Origin of the sequence: Chlorobaculum thiosulfatiphilum (assembly GCF_006265165.1) — a bacterium.
Taxonomy (GTDB): Bacteria; Bacteroidota; Chlorobiia; order Chlorobiales; family Chlorobiaceae; genus Chlorobaculum; species Chlorobaculum thiosulfatiphilum.
The window spans coordinates 24,248-39,382 of the sequence record NZ_VDCH01000016.1 but is presented as its reverse complement, the minus strand read 5'-3'; the positions used below and the strand labels follow the sequence as shown (position 1 = coordinate 39,382).

The 15,135-nt window shown below is 59.8% G+C and carries 13 protein-coding genes, 1 tRNA gene and 1 riboswitch; of the genes, 1 reads left to right on the top strand and 13 read right to left on the bottom strand.

From position 1 onward, the window contains the following. Positions 1–239 precede the first annotated feature (239 nt). The 8 genes from FGF66_RS08185 to FGF66_RS08150 are packed head-to-tail and all read right to left on the bottom strand — an operon-like array spanning position 240 to position 5,229. Positions 240–1,163: a sirohydrochlorin cobaltochelatase gene (locus tag FGF66_RS08185; RefSeq protein ID WP_139457170.1), complete on the bottom strand. Its 924-nt coding sequence runs from the start codon at positions 1,161–1,163 to the stop codon at positions 240–242. Then, the gene (locus tag FGF66_RS12815) at positions 1,160–1,354 is read right to left on the bottom strand and encodes a hypothetical protein (protein WP_211341994.1); all 195 of its coding nucleotides are present in this window, start codon (positions 1,352–1,354) and stop codon (positions 1,160–1,162) included. The genes FGF66_RS08185 and FGF66_RS12815 overlap by 4 nt, the downstream gene beginning before the upstream one ends. Next, positions 1,344–2,210, bottom strand: coding sequence for an ATP-binding cassette domain-containing protein (locus tag FGF66_RS08175; RefSeq protein ID WP_139457169.1), 867 nt, complete (start codon positions 2,208–2,210; stop codon positions 1,344–1,346). The genes FGF66_RS12815 and FGF66_RS08175 overlap by 11 nt, the downstream gene beginning before the upstream one ends. Beyond that, entirely contained in the window at positions 2,210–2,992 is a 783-nt protein-coding gene (gene cbiQ / locus FGF66_RS08170) for a cobalt ECF transporter T component CbiQ (protein ID WP_246046634.1), read from the bottom strand. The genes FGF66_RS08175 and cbiQ overlap by 1 nt, the downstream gene beginning before the upstream one ends. After that, complete coding sequence (locus FGF66_RS08165; RefSeq protein WP_139457167.1) at positions 2,992–3,291, bottom strand: energy-coupling factor ABC transporter substrate-binding protein; 300 nt, start codon at positions 3,289–3,291, stop codon at positions 2,992–2,994. Before FGF66_RS08165 ends, cbiQ begins: the two co-directional genes overlap by 1 nt. After that, a complete protein-coding gene (locus FGF66_RS08160; RefSeq protein ID WP_170181285.1) occupies positions 3,291–4,046 on the bottom strand; it encodes an energy-coupling factor ABC transporter permease in 756 nt (251 codons plus the stop codon). The genes FGF66_RS08165 and FGF66_RS08160 overlap by 1 nt, the downstream gene beginning before the upstream one ends. 12 nt (positions 4,047–4,058) lie before the next feature. Then, on the bottom strand, positions 4,059–4,850 hold the full coding sequence (locus tag FGF66_RS08155; RefSeq protein ID WP_170181284.1) for a transporter: 792 nt from the start codon (positions 4,848–4,850) through the stop codon (positions 4,059–4,061). A gap of 19 nt (positions 4,851–4,869) precedes the next feature. Next, positions 4,870–5,229, bottom strand: coding sequence for a hypothetical protein (locus tag FGF66_RS08150; protein WP_139457165.1), 360 nt, complete (start codon positions 5,227–5,229; stop codon positions 4,870–4,872). 22 nt (positions 5,230–5,251) lie between these two features. Further along, positions 5,252–5,463, bottom strand: a riboswitch (cobalamin riboswitch). A 380-nt stretch (positions 5,464–5,843) separates the two neighbouring features. Between FGF66_RS08150 and FGF66_RS08140 the strand changes: the two genes are divergently transcribed. Continuing rightward, positions 5,844–6,722, top strand: coding sequence for a methyltransferase domain-containing protein (locus FGF66_RS08140; protein ID WP_139457164.1), 879 nt, complete (start codon positions 5,844–5,846; stop codon positions 6,720–6,722). 303 nt (positions 6,723–7,025) lie between these two features. Here the strand turns inward: FGF66_RS08140 and FGF66_RS08135 are convergent. The 5 genes from FGF66_RS08135 to gltB form a co-directional block, all read right to left on the bottom strand. After that, positions 7,026–7,099, bottom strand: a tRNA-Val gene (locus tag FGF66_RS08135). A gap of 50 nt (positions 7,100–7,149) precedes the next feature. Beyond that, the gene (gene clpX, locus FGF66_RS08130; protein ID WP_139457163.1) at positions 7,150–8,469 is read right to left on the bottom strand and encodes an ATP-dependent Clp protease ATP-binding subunit ClpX; all 1,320 of its coding nucleotides are present in this window, start codon (positions 8,467–8,469) and stop codon (positions 7,150–7,152) included. Positions 8,470–8,645: 176 nt separating this feature from the next. Continuing rightward, on the bottom strand, positions 8,646–8,912 hold the full coding sequence (locus FGF66_RS08125; RefSeq protein ID WP_139457162.1) for a DUF4404 family protein: 267 nt from the start codon (positions 8,910–8,912) through the stop codon (positions 8,646–8,648). 64 nt (positions 8,913–8,976) lie between these two features. Further along, a complete protein-coding gene (locus tag FGF66_RS08120; protein ID WP_139457161.1) occupies positions 8,977–10,449 on the bottom strand; it encodes a glutamate synthase subunit beta in 1,473 nt (490 codons plus the stop codon). A 36-nt stretch (positions 10,450–10,485) separates the two neighbouring features. Beyond that, the gene (gltB, locus tag FGF66_RS08115; protein ID WP_139457160.1) at positions 10,486–15,090 is read right to left on the bottom strand and encodes a glutamate synthase large subunit; all 4,605 of its coding nucleotides are present in this window, start codon (positions 15,088–15,090) and stop codon (positions 10,486–10,488) included. Positions 15,091–15,135 lie beyond the last annotated feature (45 nt).

Below are 15,135 nucleotides of genomic sequence, written 5' to 3'. Positions count from 1 at the left end.
GGTTCATTTTTTATTACTTCGATAATGAAAACTCTTCAACAATTGCTCCGGACTTTAGTCCGGGGTTTATGGATAGTGCCAAATAAACAAGGGCTTTAGCCCAATTTCTTCTTATTGTGGTATCAGGCTTCTCTTGTCGCCAAAGCAATAAAAGATGAATGCTGAGTGAATTCAGCTCAGGGCAGACACACAGGTCTGCCCCTACAAAAGAATCAAAACAACAGCCCCCTCCCCACCCATCACGATAACAGCTCAATACCGTGGTCTTCAGCGGTTTCGAGAATCCGCCTGGCAAAAATCGAGGCGAAGCGGTCGTCCGAACCGAGGCCCTCCATGCGGGTCTCGACCCGGCATCCGGCGGCCTCGAACGCGCCCTTCCACGAGCCGGGGTCGTCGTCGGCAATGTCGTTGTGCGCGTGGTCGCCCGCCGTAATCATGAACGGGCGCAGCAGCACCGCTTTCCGCCCATTGCCCGTCACCTCGGCGACGATCTGTTCGACGCCGGGCCGCCCCTCGACCATGCCGATGTGAATTTCCGCGCCCGGATAGCGGCTGCGCATCACGTCACCGGTTTCGTGAAACGCGCCCGACGAGAAAAAGTCGTTGCCGTGCGCCACATAGACCAGCGCCGCGTCGAGCTGGCGGGCGCGTTCGACGTCATCATCGAACAGCGCGGCCACCTCCTCGATGTCCTCGGCGTAGTCGTGCTCCACGCCACAGGTGCCGAGCGCCGGGCGCGACAGCACCACCTTCTCGAAGGGCGACCAGACCCGCTTGATGGTGCGGATCGACTGGAGCGCCGAGACGTAGGATTTCAAGTCCTCGAACTGCTCGCCATGATACATGTGGGTCGGCTGAACGATGATCGTCCGGTAGTTGCCGTCCTGCAGGTTGCCGATCGCGCCGAGGAAGCCCTGCACGTTCAGAAACTCCTCGGAGACCCCCTCGTCGAGCCACTTCCGGGGATCGCGACGCCGCGCCGACCAGATGTTGCGTACCATGTTCGAGGTGAAGCAGTGTCGCACCTCGATACCGGGCAACTGCGCCCGCACCTGCCGCCGGATGTTCTCCAGCGACGGCAGCGCCGACGGATACGTGGTGCCAAAATGGGCGAGCAAAATCGCCTTCTTGTTGATCTGCGAACGCTTTTTGTGTTTGCTCATGCTGGTTGAAGCTGTGATTTTCCCAGATCAGTCTGATCCGTCTGATCTTTTTTCTTGCTCGCCACCTCCTCCGGCACGGCGTGTTCGCCGATGATGAACACCACCGGCAACGGCAGTTCGCGCTCGCGGAGCTGTTCGACAATCGTGCCGAGCGTGGCCGCGACCAGCCAGACCCTGCCACTATTTTCCATTGATCTCTTGCTCCTCTTTCATCAACTTTAAAATTTTTCTGGCCCCGCTGATCGTCATTGCCGTGCCGGGCAGATCGAAGCCGTCCTTCGTGGAAAGAATCTCCAGCAGATGCGCAATGCGTGGCAGGCGAAGCCCGGCCTGACGGAGGAGATCGCGGTGCTCGAACATCGAGGTGACTTCACCCTCGAAGAGCACCTGCCCGCGATCCATCACGCAGGCCCGGTCGCAGAAGAGCGGCACCATCTCGATGTCGTGCGTGGCCACCACCACCGTCATGCCGGAGGAGCGTTGCAGTTCGCGGATGAAGCGCATGATGCCGTCCGCGCCTTGCGGATCGAGTCCGGCGGTCGGCTCGTCGAGCAGGAGCACCGACGGCTCCATCGCCAGCACTCCGGCCAGCGCCACCCGCTTCTTCTGCCCGAAGCTCAGGGGGTGCACCGGCTTGCGAGCCAGTTCCGCGACGCCGACCAGCTCCATCGCCGCGTCGATCCGCCGCCGCGTCTCCGGCTCCGGCAGGCCGAGATTGCAGAGGCCGAAGGAGATGTCCTCGTAAACGCTCGACGCGAAGAGCTGCGCGTCGGGGTTCTGGAACACGATGCCGACCTTCTGGCGCAGCGCTTTCAACCCCTTCGCGGAGTAGTCGAGCGGCTCCTCGCCGAAAAGCACCCGGCCCGAACGCGGCTTCAGGATGCCGTTGAAGCTGAGAAGCAGCGAGGACTTGCCCGCGCCGTTGCCGCCGAGCAGCGCCGTCACCTCCCCCGCGCGGATCGAAAGATCGACGCCGTCGAGCGCCACCGTGCCGTCCGGCCAGACGCACCGGAGCGCCTCGGTTCGGAGAATATCCGGTGACGCCATCAGAAAAATCTCCCGGAGTGCGCGGCGATGGCAACGCAAAGCAACGCCGCCTCGACCAGCGCGATGCCCGCAAGCGACGGCTGCCGTGCTCCGCTTGACGGAGCCAGCACGCGGATCGCGCCGTCGTAGCCCCGGCACTCCATCGCCACGTACAGCTCCTCCGAGCGCCGGGCCGAAAACACGAAAAGATTCGAGGCGAGCGAGGCAAGGGAACGGAACGAGGCCGCCGTGCCCGCGTAGCCGAGCCGCGAGCGCTGCGCGGTGGCGATCTCCGAAGCCGTCCCGAAGAGCAGAAACACGAAGCGATAGACGAGCAGCGTCATCTCGATGAAGAGCGCCGGAACCCCCACCGCCGCCATCGAGCGCCCGAGATCGGCGACCGGCGTCGTGAAGGCGACGAAGTAGAGGCACGAAACCGAGGCGAGCGCCCTGAAGCAGAGATGCGCCGCCATCGCGACTCCCGTAGCGGTGACGCCGATATTTGCTCCGCCAAGCGGCGCTGAGACGACGAACGTCTCCGGATGCGCCGACATATCGACGGCCACCGCCGCCGTGCCGATCACCAGAAATCCCGCCGGAAGCAGCAGCCAGCGAAGATAGTCGGCGGGACGAACGCCCCCTTTCAGCACGATCGACGCGCCCATCAAGCCGAACACCAGCAGCGAGAACGGCACGGAGTTCGCCCACAGCGCCATCGCGATGGGCGGCAGCGCGTAGAGCAGCTTGAAGCCCGGCGCGACATCACGCAACCGGGATCGCGCGGCGTGTTCGTCGAGCGTCATCACGCCTGCCCCGCGTCGGCGGATTCGCCCTTGCCCCGCAGAAATCCGAGGCCATAGCCCAGCACACCCGCGCCAATCGCCGCCTGCAACGCAAAGAGCAGGCTCGCGACCTCGCCGCCCGGCGGCTCCCAGAAGGGCGCGAACCACGGCTTGTACTCGGGGTGCAGTTGCGTGATCGCCTCCTCGGCCTGGCCATCAGCGCCGCCGAATTCGGCATGTTTGAGCGTCATCAGCGGCACGACCGCCAGCGCAACCACCAGCGCCGCGAGCAAGAGATTTTTCAGGATTGACCGTTTCATCACTTCACCTCCCCGGAAAGCGTTGCGCCGCCAAACATGGTTTCACCGGCATACGAGCGGATGGCGTTCCAGACCATCACCGTCAGGATGCCCTCGCTCACGGCGAGCGGAACCTGCGTCACGGCGAAGATGCCGAGAAACTTGAACAGGGCGGCGGCAAACCCGCCGGTCGCCGAAGGAAACGCAGCGGCAAGTTGCAGCGACGTAACCACATAGGTCACCAGATCGCCCAGCGCCGCGCCGAGAAAGACCGCCATCGAACGCGGAGCCTTCATGCCGTCGGCGAGTTTGTAGATGCCGTACGACACGAACGGCCCGGCGATGCCCATCGAAAAGAGGTTGGCGCCAAGCGTGGTCAGCCCGCCGTGCGCAAGCAGCAGCGCCTGGAAAAGCAGCACGATCGCCCCGAGCACGCTCATCACCGACGGCCCGAACATGATCGCCCCGAGGCCAACGCCGGTCGGGTGCGAGCAGCTCCCGGTCACGGAGGGAATCTTGAGCGACGAGAGCACGAACGCGAACGCCCCCGCCATCGCGAGCAGCAACTTCATGCGCGGATTGTCGGCAACGATCTTGCGCATCGACCGGAAGCCGAGCACGAAAAAGGGCAGCGAAACCGCCGTCCAGAACAGACTCCACGAAGGGGGCAGGAACCCCTCCATGATGTGCATCGCAAATGCATCGCCACTGCCGAAAAGCAGCATGAAGGCCGCCATCAAAGGCACGGCGATAAAGCGGAATTTCAGATTGGTCATGGTTATCCTCCTTTAGTTGAATCGCGCGGCCACGCCCAGCAGCAAAGCCGTATCGGGTTCGGCATCGTTCAGGCCGCCCTTGATGCCAAGATCGAAATCGAAGTTTTCGGCAACGCTGTAGATCAGCCCGCCCACCACGAAGGCGGGATGCGTTCGCGATCCTTTCTCTTCGGCGGTTTCAATGCCGATATCGGCCACCGCCCTGAGCTTTTCCGAAAACGCATATTCGCCCGCGATGGATGCGTTCCAGACGTGCTTGTTACACGCCGCCGCATCCTCGTCGAGTTCGTAAGCGTTGCGATGGTAGCCAGCGTTGGCGTGCAGCGTCAGCGGCCCAAGCTCTTTCGTGGCGATCAGCACCGCGCCTCCCGTCACCCGCCCGACGCCAAGCCCCTTGTCGGCGTCACCGGTCGGCAGGGAGATGCCGGGTTTCACGGCGAGGCTGAAGCCGCTCTTTTCGCTCTCGAAGAACCGCCACTTGAGTTCGACCGTCATATCGCCGATACCACTTTCATCGGCGGTAACAAGCTGACCTTCCTGATTCTGATACCACAGGTACGGCAACCCCGCAACCAGATCGATATTCTGCGCCACGCCGAAGGAAACCACCACTGCGGCTTCGTTTTCACGCTCTTTTATCGTGATGCCGCCGTCGGTCTCACTGTTGGAGGAAAATCCGGTCGTGCATTCGACCTGCCAGCCGCCAGTGCCCTGGGTGCCGGTATCATCGGTTACGAGCGGATGGGCCGCGTAAGCCGGAGCGGCGCAGCACAGCAATGCTGCCGCCATAACATATTGTTTCATAATCACTTGTTTTCTCGTTTCAGTTCAATTGCCAGAACGGAATGGCGGTCAGCGAATGACCGGAAACAGTAAAATCGTCACAGCCTGAACGGCACTGAAGACAGGTGACAGTGAGCGAGTCATGCCCTGGAGCAATGCGTTGTGCGGCTTGCAGCGAAAAAGATGGAAAATGGCCGATGAGATAAGCGCGGCAGGAGCGATGGGGATCGATTGAAAAGAGCACGGAACGCGCCGGAACGCCAAACGGCGAGCGGTACGGATCGTGATAGACAGGAGGAACGAATCGACTGAGAAGCGAGCGGAACAGCCGGCTGCGCATCGACCAGATCGATGCCCGAACCCAGCCTGTTCCGAAAAGCGGAACGGAGGTGTGTTTCATGGTAGTATGTTGCTTTATTCCCGAAGCCAAAAAATATGAGGCAGGTCTTCTGACTTTCCCGGATTCTGCCGGCCTTCCCATCCCTGAACGGGACAGTGGCATTGTCGGCGAATCTTGTCGCCAGCCTTGCGGCCAGCGCGGGATTACAGCAGCGGGTACTGTTCCGGACTCTCACCGGATTCCCTTTTAAGCCCGCATGTTTCCATGACGGGCACCACATAATCGGATGAAGTATAAGAAAAAAGAGGGTCTGGGCAAATGCTGGACGAATTTTTTTTTCAGCCCGAACAGAATGAATCCCTTGCACCACGTCCTCTCCGCTATCTGGCAAGGTCATCGAACTCCTGCACGATTATCAGAACGGCCACGGCATCGACCTCATGGTCATGGGAGCCTACGGCCACCCGAAAATCCGCCAGTTTTTTATGCGTGGCAAAACGACCAGGATGAGTGGCTCGAGTAAGTGAGATTGACTGTTTTTCGTGGAAACCGCTCCTCGCTCTGATTGAAAAAACGATCGGCGCCCGAACCTCCAGGCGCATTCAGAGGTTAAGATGCTCATCGACGGACAGTCAACATGATTCCGTCCTCTTCACCGGATAGGAGCAATCACCATGTCAGACAACGCAACCGATCGATTTTTCGGGTACCTGAACTGGCTTTTCAATCCATTCCACGGGTTGAAGACAACGGAAGTCTATGACTTGATCGGCACCTCTTCTCTTACCGAGAATGCGCTTTATCTGAATCTTGGCTATTGGCGGGATGCGAATACCATTGATGAAGCCAGTGAAGCGCTTGCGCTGCTTGTGGCGACAAGAGGCGGCATGGGGCCGGGGGATACCGTCCTGGATTGCGGGTACGGTTTTGGTGATCAGGACATCCTGTGGGCCGGGAAAATGAAACCCGAAAAAATCATCGGGCTGAATATTACGACTTCTCAGGTTGAGCGCGCCCGGATGAACGTTGCCGATGCTGGTCTCGAAAAATCAATCGATTTACGGGAAGGTTCGGCAACAGAGATGCCCATTGAAAATGAATCCGTCGATCTGGTTGTTTCAGTGGAAAGCGCTTTCCACTACAGAACTCGCGAGGATTTTTTCAAGGAAGCGTTCCGTGTTTTACGTCCAGGCGGAAGGCTGGTGACAGCGGACATTTTACCGACAAAAAACTCCGAAAACCCCTTCAGGAGAATAGAGCAATGGTTTTCGTGGAACCTTGTGGCAGGAAAATTCAATATCCCGCAAGACAACTACTACCTAATCCCCTCTTACAGAACCAAACTCTCCAAAGCCGGATTTGTCCATATTGATATCAAATCCATCCGTGACGATGTCTATGAACCTCTTCATGCGTATCTGGCAAAAAACCGGACATTTGTCGGCAAGATGCATCCGCTTGCTAAGATTATGGCGCAATTAACCCTGAATCGTTCTGCAGACAGTGTGTACGCCGGCTTGGACTACATCCTTTCTTATGCTGAAAAGCCATAGTTTGAAGCAAGCGGCCATTGGGGTGTGCAAAAATGAATGATACAGAACAGCGTCGATCAAGTGCCTGTTTTAACCCGCCGGTGCTTTATGACAAAACCAGTTTGCTTTGCAAATACAGCATCTGTCCGGAATTGAATGCATAAGCGAAGCGGCAAGGATCATTGGCGATATGTAAATCATTATCAGATTGATCGCAAGATACGAAGCGATGATCCAGTAGGTTGGAGGCAGGGTAATGGAAAAAGAAAGGATATAAAAAAAGCCTGCGAGTCATGCCGCAGGCTTTTGAAAATCGGAGGTGTGTGGGCGGTAGAAGATTCGAACTTCTGACCTCTACCGTGTCAAGGTAGCGCTCTAACCAACTGAGCTAACCGCCCCTTCGAGAAGGCCCTAATATAGGACTTTCCCGGTTGAATCCAAACTCTTTTTATGCGATCTTGCGCTCTTTTCCATCCTTCTTTTCATACACCGGTCCGCCGGTTTTGTCGATGGTTTCGGTCGTGATGACGCACTTCTGCACATCCTTGCGGGTGGGCAGTTCGAACATGATGTCGATCATGACGTTTTCGAGCACGGAGCGCAGGGCGCGCGCGCCGGTGCCGCGTTCGATGGCGATTTCAACCACCCGGTCGAGCGCTTCGGCGGTGAATTCGAGTTCGACGCCGTCCATTTCGAACAACCGCTTGTACTGCTTGACGAGCGCGTTTTTCGGCTCGACGAGGATGTTGCGCAGGGCGACGGCGTCGAGCGGCTCGAGGACGGACATGATCGGCAGGCGTCCGATAAACTCCGGAATGAGGCCGTAGTCGTGCAGGTCGTCCTGCGTGACCAGCTTGAGGATTTCGGGATCGTAGCCGGTCTGCTTGTCCTTGACTTTGGAGCCGAAGCCCATCGAGGATTTGGAGACGCGGCGGGCGATGATTTTGTCGAGGCCTTCAAACGCTCCTCCGCAGATGAAGAGGATATTCTTGGTGTTGATGTTGATGAGCTGCTGCTCCGGGTGCTTGCGACCGCCTTTCGGGGGAACGCCGACCACCGAGCCTTCGAGAATCTTGAGCAGTGCCTGCTGGACGCCTTCGCCGGAGACGTCGCGAGTGATCGAGACGTTGGCCGATTTGCGGGCGATCTTGTCGATCTCATCGACGTAGATGATGCCGCGCTCGGCGCGTTCGAGGTTAAAGTCGGAGGCCTGCAGTAGCCGCGCAAGAATGGTCTCGACGTCGTCACCCACGTAGCCCGCTTCGGTAAGCGAGGTGGCGTCGGCGATGGTGAAAGGCACTTCGAGCAGGTTGGCGAGCGTCTGCGCGAGCAGCGTCTTGCCGGTGCCGGTGGGGCCGATGAGCAGGATGTTGCTCTTTTCGATCACCACCTCGTCGCCAGACGACCAGTCGTGGGCGTCGAGTCGCTTGTAGTGGTTATAGACCGCTACGGCGAGCGACTTCTTGGCCTGCTCCTGACCGATGACGTACTGGTCAAGCGCCTCCTTGATGTTGACGGGGCTTTTCAGGCGCGGCTGGAAAGCGGGTTCAGGCGACTGATCCGGATGGCGGATGGCGCTGATCTCCTTGCGCAAAATCTCTACCGAGCTGAGAATGCAGCGGTCGCAGATGAAGGCTCTCGGCCCAGCGACCATGCTGTTGACCTCCTGGCTTGTTCTTCCGCAGAAGGAGCAAACGACCGGCGGTTCCGATCCGTAGCTTTTCCTTCCGCCGTTCTGGCCTTTACGCGGCTCTTTGTCTTTGATCATTTGGTGGCGGTTGTGATTGCGCGGCTATTGCCGACACGTTCACGCTATTGAAATTATTTGGCTGAAGCCCTGAAATTTTTCGACCATGGCTGAATGAAAGGGCAGACACACAGGTCTGCCCCTACAGTTCACAGCCATTCAGCATTCTCAATTCTCAATTTATACTTCGCCCGTACTTACAGTCCCATACGGGCAAGGCTGTCGAGTACGTGCTGGATCATCATGCTGAGGCGGGGATGCTCTTGTTCGAAGTGGCCCACGGCGTCGCTCATGCGCTCCGTCAGACTCTCCTCGGCGGCAGCTTCATCGCCGCCTTCGACGAGCTTCGAGATGTCCTTGTTCAGCGTGGCGAGCACTTCACCGGTCTTTTCATCGACCGTTCCAAGCTGCCCCAACTCCTGATGAAGGGTTTCGAGCAGCTCTCTCAGTTTTTGCTGTTCCATACAACGTATCCGAATTTATTCACCCATTTTCGTTCTCCTCAAACACTCTCGCTTGCCGATTCGTTCACGGCAGGCTGGTGCCGCCCATCAGGAAGCGGTCGCACTCCCTGGCGGCGGCGCGGCCTTCGTTGATCGCCCACACCACGAGACTCTGACCGCGACGTGCGTCGCCCGCGGCGAAGACCTTGCCGACGCTGGTGAGGTAGCTTTTCTCGTCGGCCTTGATGTTGCTGCGGTTGTCCTGTTCGACGCCAAGCGACTGCAAGAGCTGCGCTTCCGGCCCGAGGAAGCCCATCGCGAGCAGCACGAGCTGCGCCGGGATGATCTGCTCGCTTCCGGAAACCGGCACGGGAATGGTGCGGCCATCCTGCTTCAGCCACTCGACCATCGAGACCTCGACGGCGGTAAGCTGCCCGTTCTCGCCGATGAACTTTTTGGTCATCATGAGGTAGCGGCGCGGGTCCTGGCCCTGCACGGCGGCAGCCTCTTCCTGGCCGTAATCGACCTTGAACACCTTCGGCCATTCGGGCCACGGGTTGTCATCCTGGCGGAAGTCGGCAGGTTTGGGCATGATTTCGAGCTGGATGACGCTCTTGCATCCCTGGCGCAGCGAGGTGGCCACGCAGTCGGTGCCGGTGTCGCCGCCGCCGATCACCACCACATCCTTGCCCTTCGCGGAAAGCGCGGGTTCGGTACCGTCGAGCACGGACTTCGTGCTGGCGCGGAGAAACTCCATGGCGAAGTGGATGCCGTCGAGATTGCGCCCTTCGGCATCGAGGTCGCGCGGGTTGGTCGCGCCGGTGCAGAGCACCACGGCGTCGTACTCGGAGAGCAGCTTTTCGGCCGGGTGGTTCACGCCGACCTCGGCTCCGGTCACGAAGCCAACGCCCTCAGCTTTCATGAGATCGACGCGGCGCTGGACAACATTCTCCTTGTCGAGCTTCATGTTCGGAATGCCGTACATGAGCAGGCCGCCAGCGCGATCGTCACGCTCGAAGACCGTGACCGTGTGGCCCGCCTTGTTGAGCTGATCGGCGGCTGCCAGACCCGCCGGGCCGGAACCGACGACGGCCACCTTTTTGCCGGTGCGAACGGCAATCTGCTTCGGCTCGACCCACCCTTCGGCGAAGGCGTGTTCGATGATCGAGCACTCGATATTCTTGATCGTGACCGGCGGCTGGATGATGCCGAGTACACAGGAGCCTTCGCACGGAGCGGGGCAGACGCGGCCCGTGAACTCCGGGAAGTTGTTGGTTTTCATGAGCCGCTCCCAGGCCTCGCGCCAGAAGCCGCGATAAACGTGGTCGTTCCACTCGGGAATGAGGTTGTGAATCGGGCATCCGGAGGTCATGCCGCCGAGCATCATGCCCGAGTGGCAGAACGGTGTGCCGCAATCCATGCAGCGCGCGCCCTGGTCGGCGAGCTGCTCCGGCGGCATCTCTTCGTGAAACTCCCGCCAGTCCTTTATTCTCTCCAGAGGCTCCCTGTCCGAGGGAAGCGCTCTGCGGTACTCCATAAATCCTTTCAGTTTACCCATAGGTCGTAATACGTTGTTCAGGCGACTCGCCCAATTTCAGTTCCCCGAAACACGGGAAGGATCGTGCACGTTCTTCTCGAAGGCGGCCATGACGGCATCGTCGCCTGTCAGGCCCATCGCTTCGACCTCTTTCATCGCTTCGACGGCGCGTTTGTAGTCGTTCGGCAACACCTTGACGAAACGCTGCGAGGCGTTCGGCCACTCGGCGAGCAACCCCGACGCGAGATCGCTCCCGGTTACCGCCGCGTGCTGCTCGATCTTCGAACGGAGCCACTCCAGCTCGTCCTCGGCTTCGACCGCCGAGAGCGAGACCATATCCTGATTGCAGCGTCCGGCAAAAGCGCCATCGACGTCATAGACGTAGGCCGCGCCGCCCGACATGCCCGCCGCGAAGTTGCGACCCGTCCTGCCGAGAATGATCACCTTGCCGCCGGTCATGTACTCGCAGCCGTGATCGCCCACCGACTCGACGACCGCCTCCATGCCGCTGTTGCGTACGCAGAAGCGCTCGCCCGCCATGCCGCGAATGAACGCCTCGCCGGAGGTCGCGCCGTAGAAGGCGACGTTGCCGACGATGATGTTCTCCTCCGGCGTGAAGGTCGAGGACTTGTGCGGATAGGCGATGATTCTGCCGCCCGAAAGCCCCTTGCCGATGTAGTCGTTGGCGTCACCCATCAGTTCGATGGTCATCCCTTTCGGGATGAAAGCGCCAAGACTCTGGCCCGCCGAGCCGATGAACTTGAGGTGAATGGTGTCATCCGGAAGCCCCTTGTTGCCCCATGCCTTCGTGACCGCATGACCGACAATGGTGCCCGCGACGCGGTTGATATTCTTGATCGGCAGCGTGGTCGAAACCTTTTCGCCGCGCTTGATGGCCGGTTCGCAGATCGCCATGAGGGTCGTCATGTCGAGGCTCTCCTCGATGCCATGATCCTGCGACGTGGTGCAGTACGGCGTATCGTTGTCGCCGGTATCGACCTGGTGCAGAATCTTGGAGAGATCGACGCCTTTGGCCTTCCAGTGGCCGATGGTGCGCGAGGTGGCGAGCAGGTCGGAACGGCCCACCAGCTCGTTGAGCGTGCGGATGCCGAGCTTCGCCATGTACTCGCGCACACCCTGGGCGAGGAAGCGCATGAAGTTCTCGACGTGCTCCGGCTTGCCCTTGAAGTTCTTGCGAAGCTCCGGGTTCTGCGTGGCGATGCCGACCGGGCAGGAGTCGTCCTGGCAGCAGCGCATCATGATGCAGCCCATCACGACAAGGCCGGTGGTGGCGAAGCCGAACTCCTCGGCGCCGAGCATGGCCGCGATGACGATGTCACGCGCGGTTTTGAGCTGGCCGTCCGCCTCGACGACGATCCGACTGCGCAGATTGTTGAGCATGAGCGTCTGGTGCGTTTCGGCCAGGCCGAGTTCCCACGGCATTCCGGCGTGCATGATGCTCGAAACCGGCGAAGCGCCCGTACCGCCGTCGTGGCCGCTGATGAGCACCACGTCGGCGTGAGCCTTCGCCACGCCCGCCGCGATGGTGCCGACGCCGACCGTCGAGACCAGCTTGACGTTGATGCGAGCCGTCGGGTTGGCGTTCTTGAGATCGAAAATGAGCTGCGCCAGATCCTCGATGGAGTAAATATCGTGGTGCGGCGGCGGCGAAATCAGCCCCACGCCGGGGGTCGAGTGGCGGGTTTTGGCCACCCACGGATAGACCTTGGTGCCGGGCAACTGACCGCCCTCGCCGGGCTTTGCGCCCTGCGCCATCTTGATCTGAATCTCCTCAGCATTGGCCAGATACTCGCTGGTGACGCCGAAGCGGCCAGAGGCGACCTGCTTGATGGCCGACATGCGGCTGTCGCCGTTGGCGTCGCGCACGAAGCGATCCGGATCCTCGCCACCCTCGCCGGTGTTGCTCTTGCCGCCAAGGCGATTCATGGCGATGGCCAGCGTTTCATGCGCCTCCTTGCTTATCGAGCCGTAGGACATGGCCCCGGTCTTGAAGCGCTTGACAATCGACTCGACCGGCTCGACCTCGTCGATCGGTACCGGACGCTCGGAGAAGCGAATATCCATCAGGCCGCGAATCGTGCAGTAGTGCTCGCTCTGGTCGTCGATGAGCCTCTCGTACTTCTTGAACAGCTCGTAATCGCCCGTCCGGCAGGAGTGCTGGAGGTAATGCAGGGTCTCGGGATTGAAGAGGTGAAACTCTCCATCGTGACGCCACTTGCGGTCACCGCCAGCCTCCAGGCCGCGATTGACCTTGTTGCCGCCGGGTGGGAACGCTTCTTCATGACGCTTGCGCACCTCTTCGGCCAGCGTATCGAGACCGATGCCCTCGATGCGCGACGGAGTTTTGGTGAAGTAGGTATCGACCACCTCGGTGTTGAGGCCGACCGCCTCGAAAATCTGCGCCCCGCGATAGCTCTGCACGGTCGAGATGCCCATCTTGGCCATCGTCTTGACCACGCCCTTCACGGTCGCCTTCACGTAGTTTTTGATCGCCTTTTTCTCGTCGTGCGTGATGCGCCCTTCGGCCACCTGCTGACGGATGGTCTCGAAGGTCAGGTAGGGGTTGATCGCCCCCGCGCCGTAGCCGATCAGCATCGAGAAGTGGTGAATCGTGCGCGGCTCGCCCGACTCGACGATGAGGCCAACCTTGGTTCTGAGACCCGCGCTGATAAGGAAGTGGTGGAACCCGGCAAGCGCCAGGAGCGCCGGAATCGGAGCGCGCGACTGTTCGAGTTCGCCCTTGTCGGAGAGAATGATGATGTTGACGCCGTCGTGGTTGATCGCCTTTTCGGCCTCGCGGTACAGGTCCTGCATCGTCTCCTGAATGCCCTGGCCGCCCTCCTCGACGTTGTAGAAAATCGGCAGGGTGATCGCCTTGAAGCCCGGCTTGTCGATGCCGCGAATCTTTTCGAGATCCTCGTTAGTCAGGATCGGGTGAGGAATCCTGATGCGGCGGCAGTTGATCTCGTCCGAATCGAGCAAGTTGCCTTCGGTGCCGAGCATGACGGTCGTGGAGGTGACGATCTCCTCGCGGATCGAGTCGATCGGCGGGTTGGTCACCTGGGCGAAGAGCTGCTTGAAGTAATCGTAAAGCAGCCTCGGACGATTGGAGAGCACGGCCAGCGGCGTATCGTTGCCCATCGAGCCGATGCGCTCGATGCCATTCTGGGCCATCGGCCTGATCTGGAGCGTCAGATCTTCATGCGTGTAGCCGAACGCCTTCTGACGGGCGGTGATGCTGTAGTTATCCTCGTCGGGATTCTGCATCAGCTTGCGCTCCGGCAGCGATTCGAGATCGATGACGTTGCGCTCGATCCACTCCGTGTAGGGCTTCTCCGAAGCGATGCTTTTCTTGATCTCCTCGTCGGAAATGATGCGGCCTTCATTGGTATCGACCAGGAACATGCGCCCCGGCTGGAGACGATCTTTTTTGATGATCTTTTCGGGATCGATGTCGAGCACGCCGACCTCGGAGGCCATCACCACCAGGTCGTCACTGGTTATATAATAACGCGACGGGCGCAGGCCGTTACGGTCGAGCACCGCGCCGATCTGGATGCCATCGGTGAAGACCACCGACGCCGGGCCGTCCCACGGCTCCATGAGGCAACTGTGATATTCGTAGAAGGCGCGTTTTTCCGGATCCATCGATTCGTTGCCCGACCATGGCTCCGGAATCACCATCATCGCGGCGTGGGCCATCGAGCGGCCGCACATGACGAGCAGCTCGAAAGCATTGTCGAGCGTGGCCGAGTCGCTGCCCTCTTCGAGCAGGATCGGCTTGATCTCTTCGAGCGCACCCTTGAAGATGGAGGACTGCATGTTCTTTTCGCGAGCCTTCATCCAGTTTACGTTGCCGCGAAGCGTGTTGATCTCGCCGTTGTGGCTCAGGAAGCGGTAGGGATGGGCGCGATCCCAGCTCGGGAAGGTGTTGGTGCTGAATCGGGAGTGCACCATGGCAATGGCGCTCTCCATATCCGGGTCACTCAGCTCGGGATAGAACTCCTCGACCTGCTCCGGATTGAGCATTCCTTTATAGACAATGGTACGGGCCGAAAAGCTCGACACGTAGAAAAAACTGCTGCCGAGAAGGCCGGAGGTGAAGCGTACGCGCTTGAAAATACGGCGGCGGATGATGAAGAGCTTGCGCTCGAACTCGATATCCGACATGCTGTCGCTGCCGCGACCGACGAAAATCTGCTTGACCACCGGCTCCTGCGAACGGGCGGTCTGGCCGAGCGTGGCATTGTTGGTCGGCACCTTGCGCAGACCGAGGTACTTCTGACCTTCAGCCTGCACCATCTGACGGCAAATATCCTCGATAGCGCGGCGCTGCGAGAGGTCGGGCGGAAGAAAGACCATGCCGACGCCGTACTGGCCCGCCGGAGGCAGCTCGATATTCCTTTCGGCACAGACTTTGCGCATGAACTTGTCGGGGATCTGCATCAGTATGCCAGCGCCGTCACCGGTGTTCTTCTCGAAACCGGTCGCGCCACGATGCTTCATGTTCACCAGGACCTGCAGGCCCTGCTTGATGATCTGATGGGACTTGGCGCCCTTAATGTTGGCGACGAAACCAACGCCGCAGGCGTCATGCTCGAACTGCGGATCGTACAGCCCCCCCTCATGCTTTGCTTTCATATTTTCAGGCACATCAATTCAGAAAAATTCAAAAATACAGGACTT

Bases quoted from the DNA above. Each gene is read 5' to 3' on its own strand.
- FGF66_RS08185 (WP_139457170.1), bottom strand. From the start codon at position 1,163: ATGAGCAAACACAAAAAGCGTTCGCAGATCAACAAGAAGGCGATTTTG.
- FGF66_RS12815 (WP_211341994.1), bottom strand. From the start codon at position 1,354: ATGGAAAATAGTGGCAGGGTCTGGCTGGTCGCGGCCACGCTCGGCACG.
- FGF66_RS08175 (WP_139457169.1), bottom strand. From the start codon at position 2,210: ATGGCGTCACCGGATATTCTCCGAACCGAGGCGCTCCGGTGCGTCTGG.
- cbiQ (WP_246046634.1), bottom strand. From the start codon at position 2,992: ATGACGCTCGACGAACACGCCGCGCGATCCCGGTTGCGTGATGTCGCG.
- FGF66_RS08165 (WP_139457167.1), bottom strand. From the start codon at position 3,291: ATGAAACGGTCAATCCTGAAAAATCTCTTGCTCGCGGCGCTGGTGGTT.
- FGF66_RS08160 (WP_170181285.1), bottom strand. From the start codon at position 4,046: ATGACCAATCTGAAATTCCGCTTTATCGCCGTGCCTTTGATGGCGGCC.
- FGF66_RS08155 (WP_170181284.1), bottom strand. From the start codon at position 4,850: ATGAAACAATATGTTATGGCGGCAGCATTGCTGTGCTGCGCCGCTCCG.
- FGF66_RS08150 (WP_139457165.1), bottom strand. From the start codon at position 5,229: ATGAAACACACCTCCGTTCCGCTTTTCGGAACAGGCTGGGTTCGGGCA.
- FGF66_RS08140 (WP_139457164.1), top strand. From the start codon at position 5,844: ATGTCAGACAACGCAACCGATCGATTTTTCGGGTACCTGAACTGGCTT.
- clpX (WP_139457163.1), bottom strand. From the start codon at position 8,469: ATGATCAAAGACAAAGAGCCGCGTAAAGGCCAGAACGGCGGAAGGAAA.
- FGF66_RS08125 (WP_139457162.1), bottom strand. From the start codon at position 8,912: ATGGAACAGCAAAAACTGAGAGAGCTGCTCGAAACCCTTCATCAGGAG.
- FGF66_RS08120 (WP_139457161.1), bottom strand. From the start codon at position 10,449: ATGGGTAAACTGAAAGGATTTATGGAGTACCGCAGAGCGCTTCCCTCG.
- gltB (WP_139457160.1), bottom strand. From the start codon at position 15,090: ATGAAAGCAAAGCATGAGGGGGGGCTGTACGATCCGCAGTTCGAGCAT.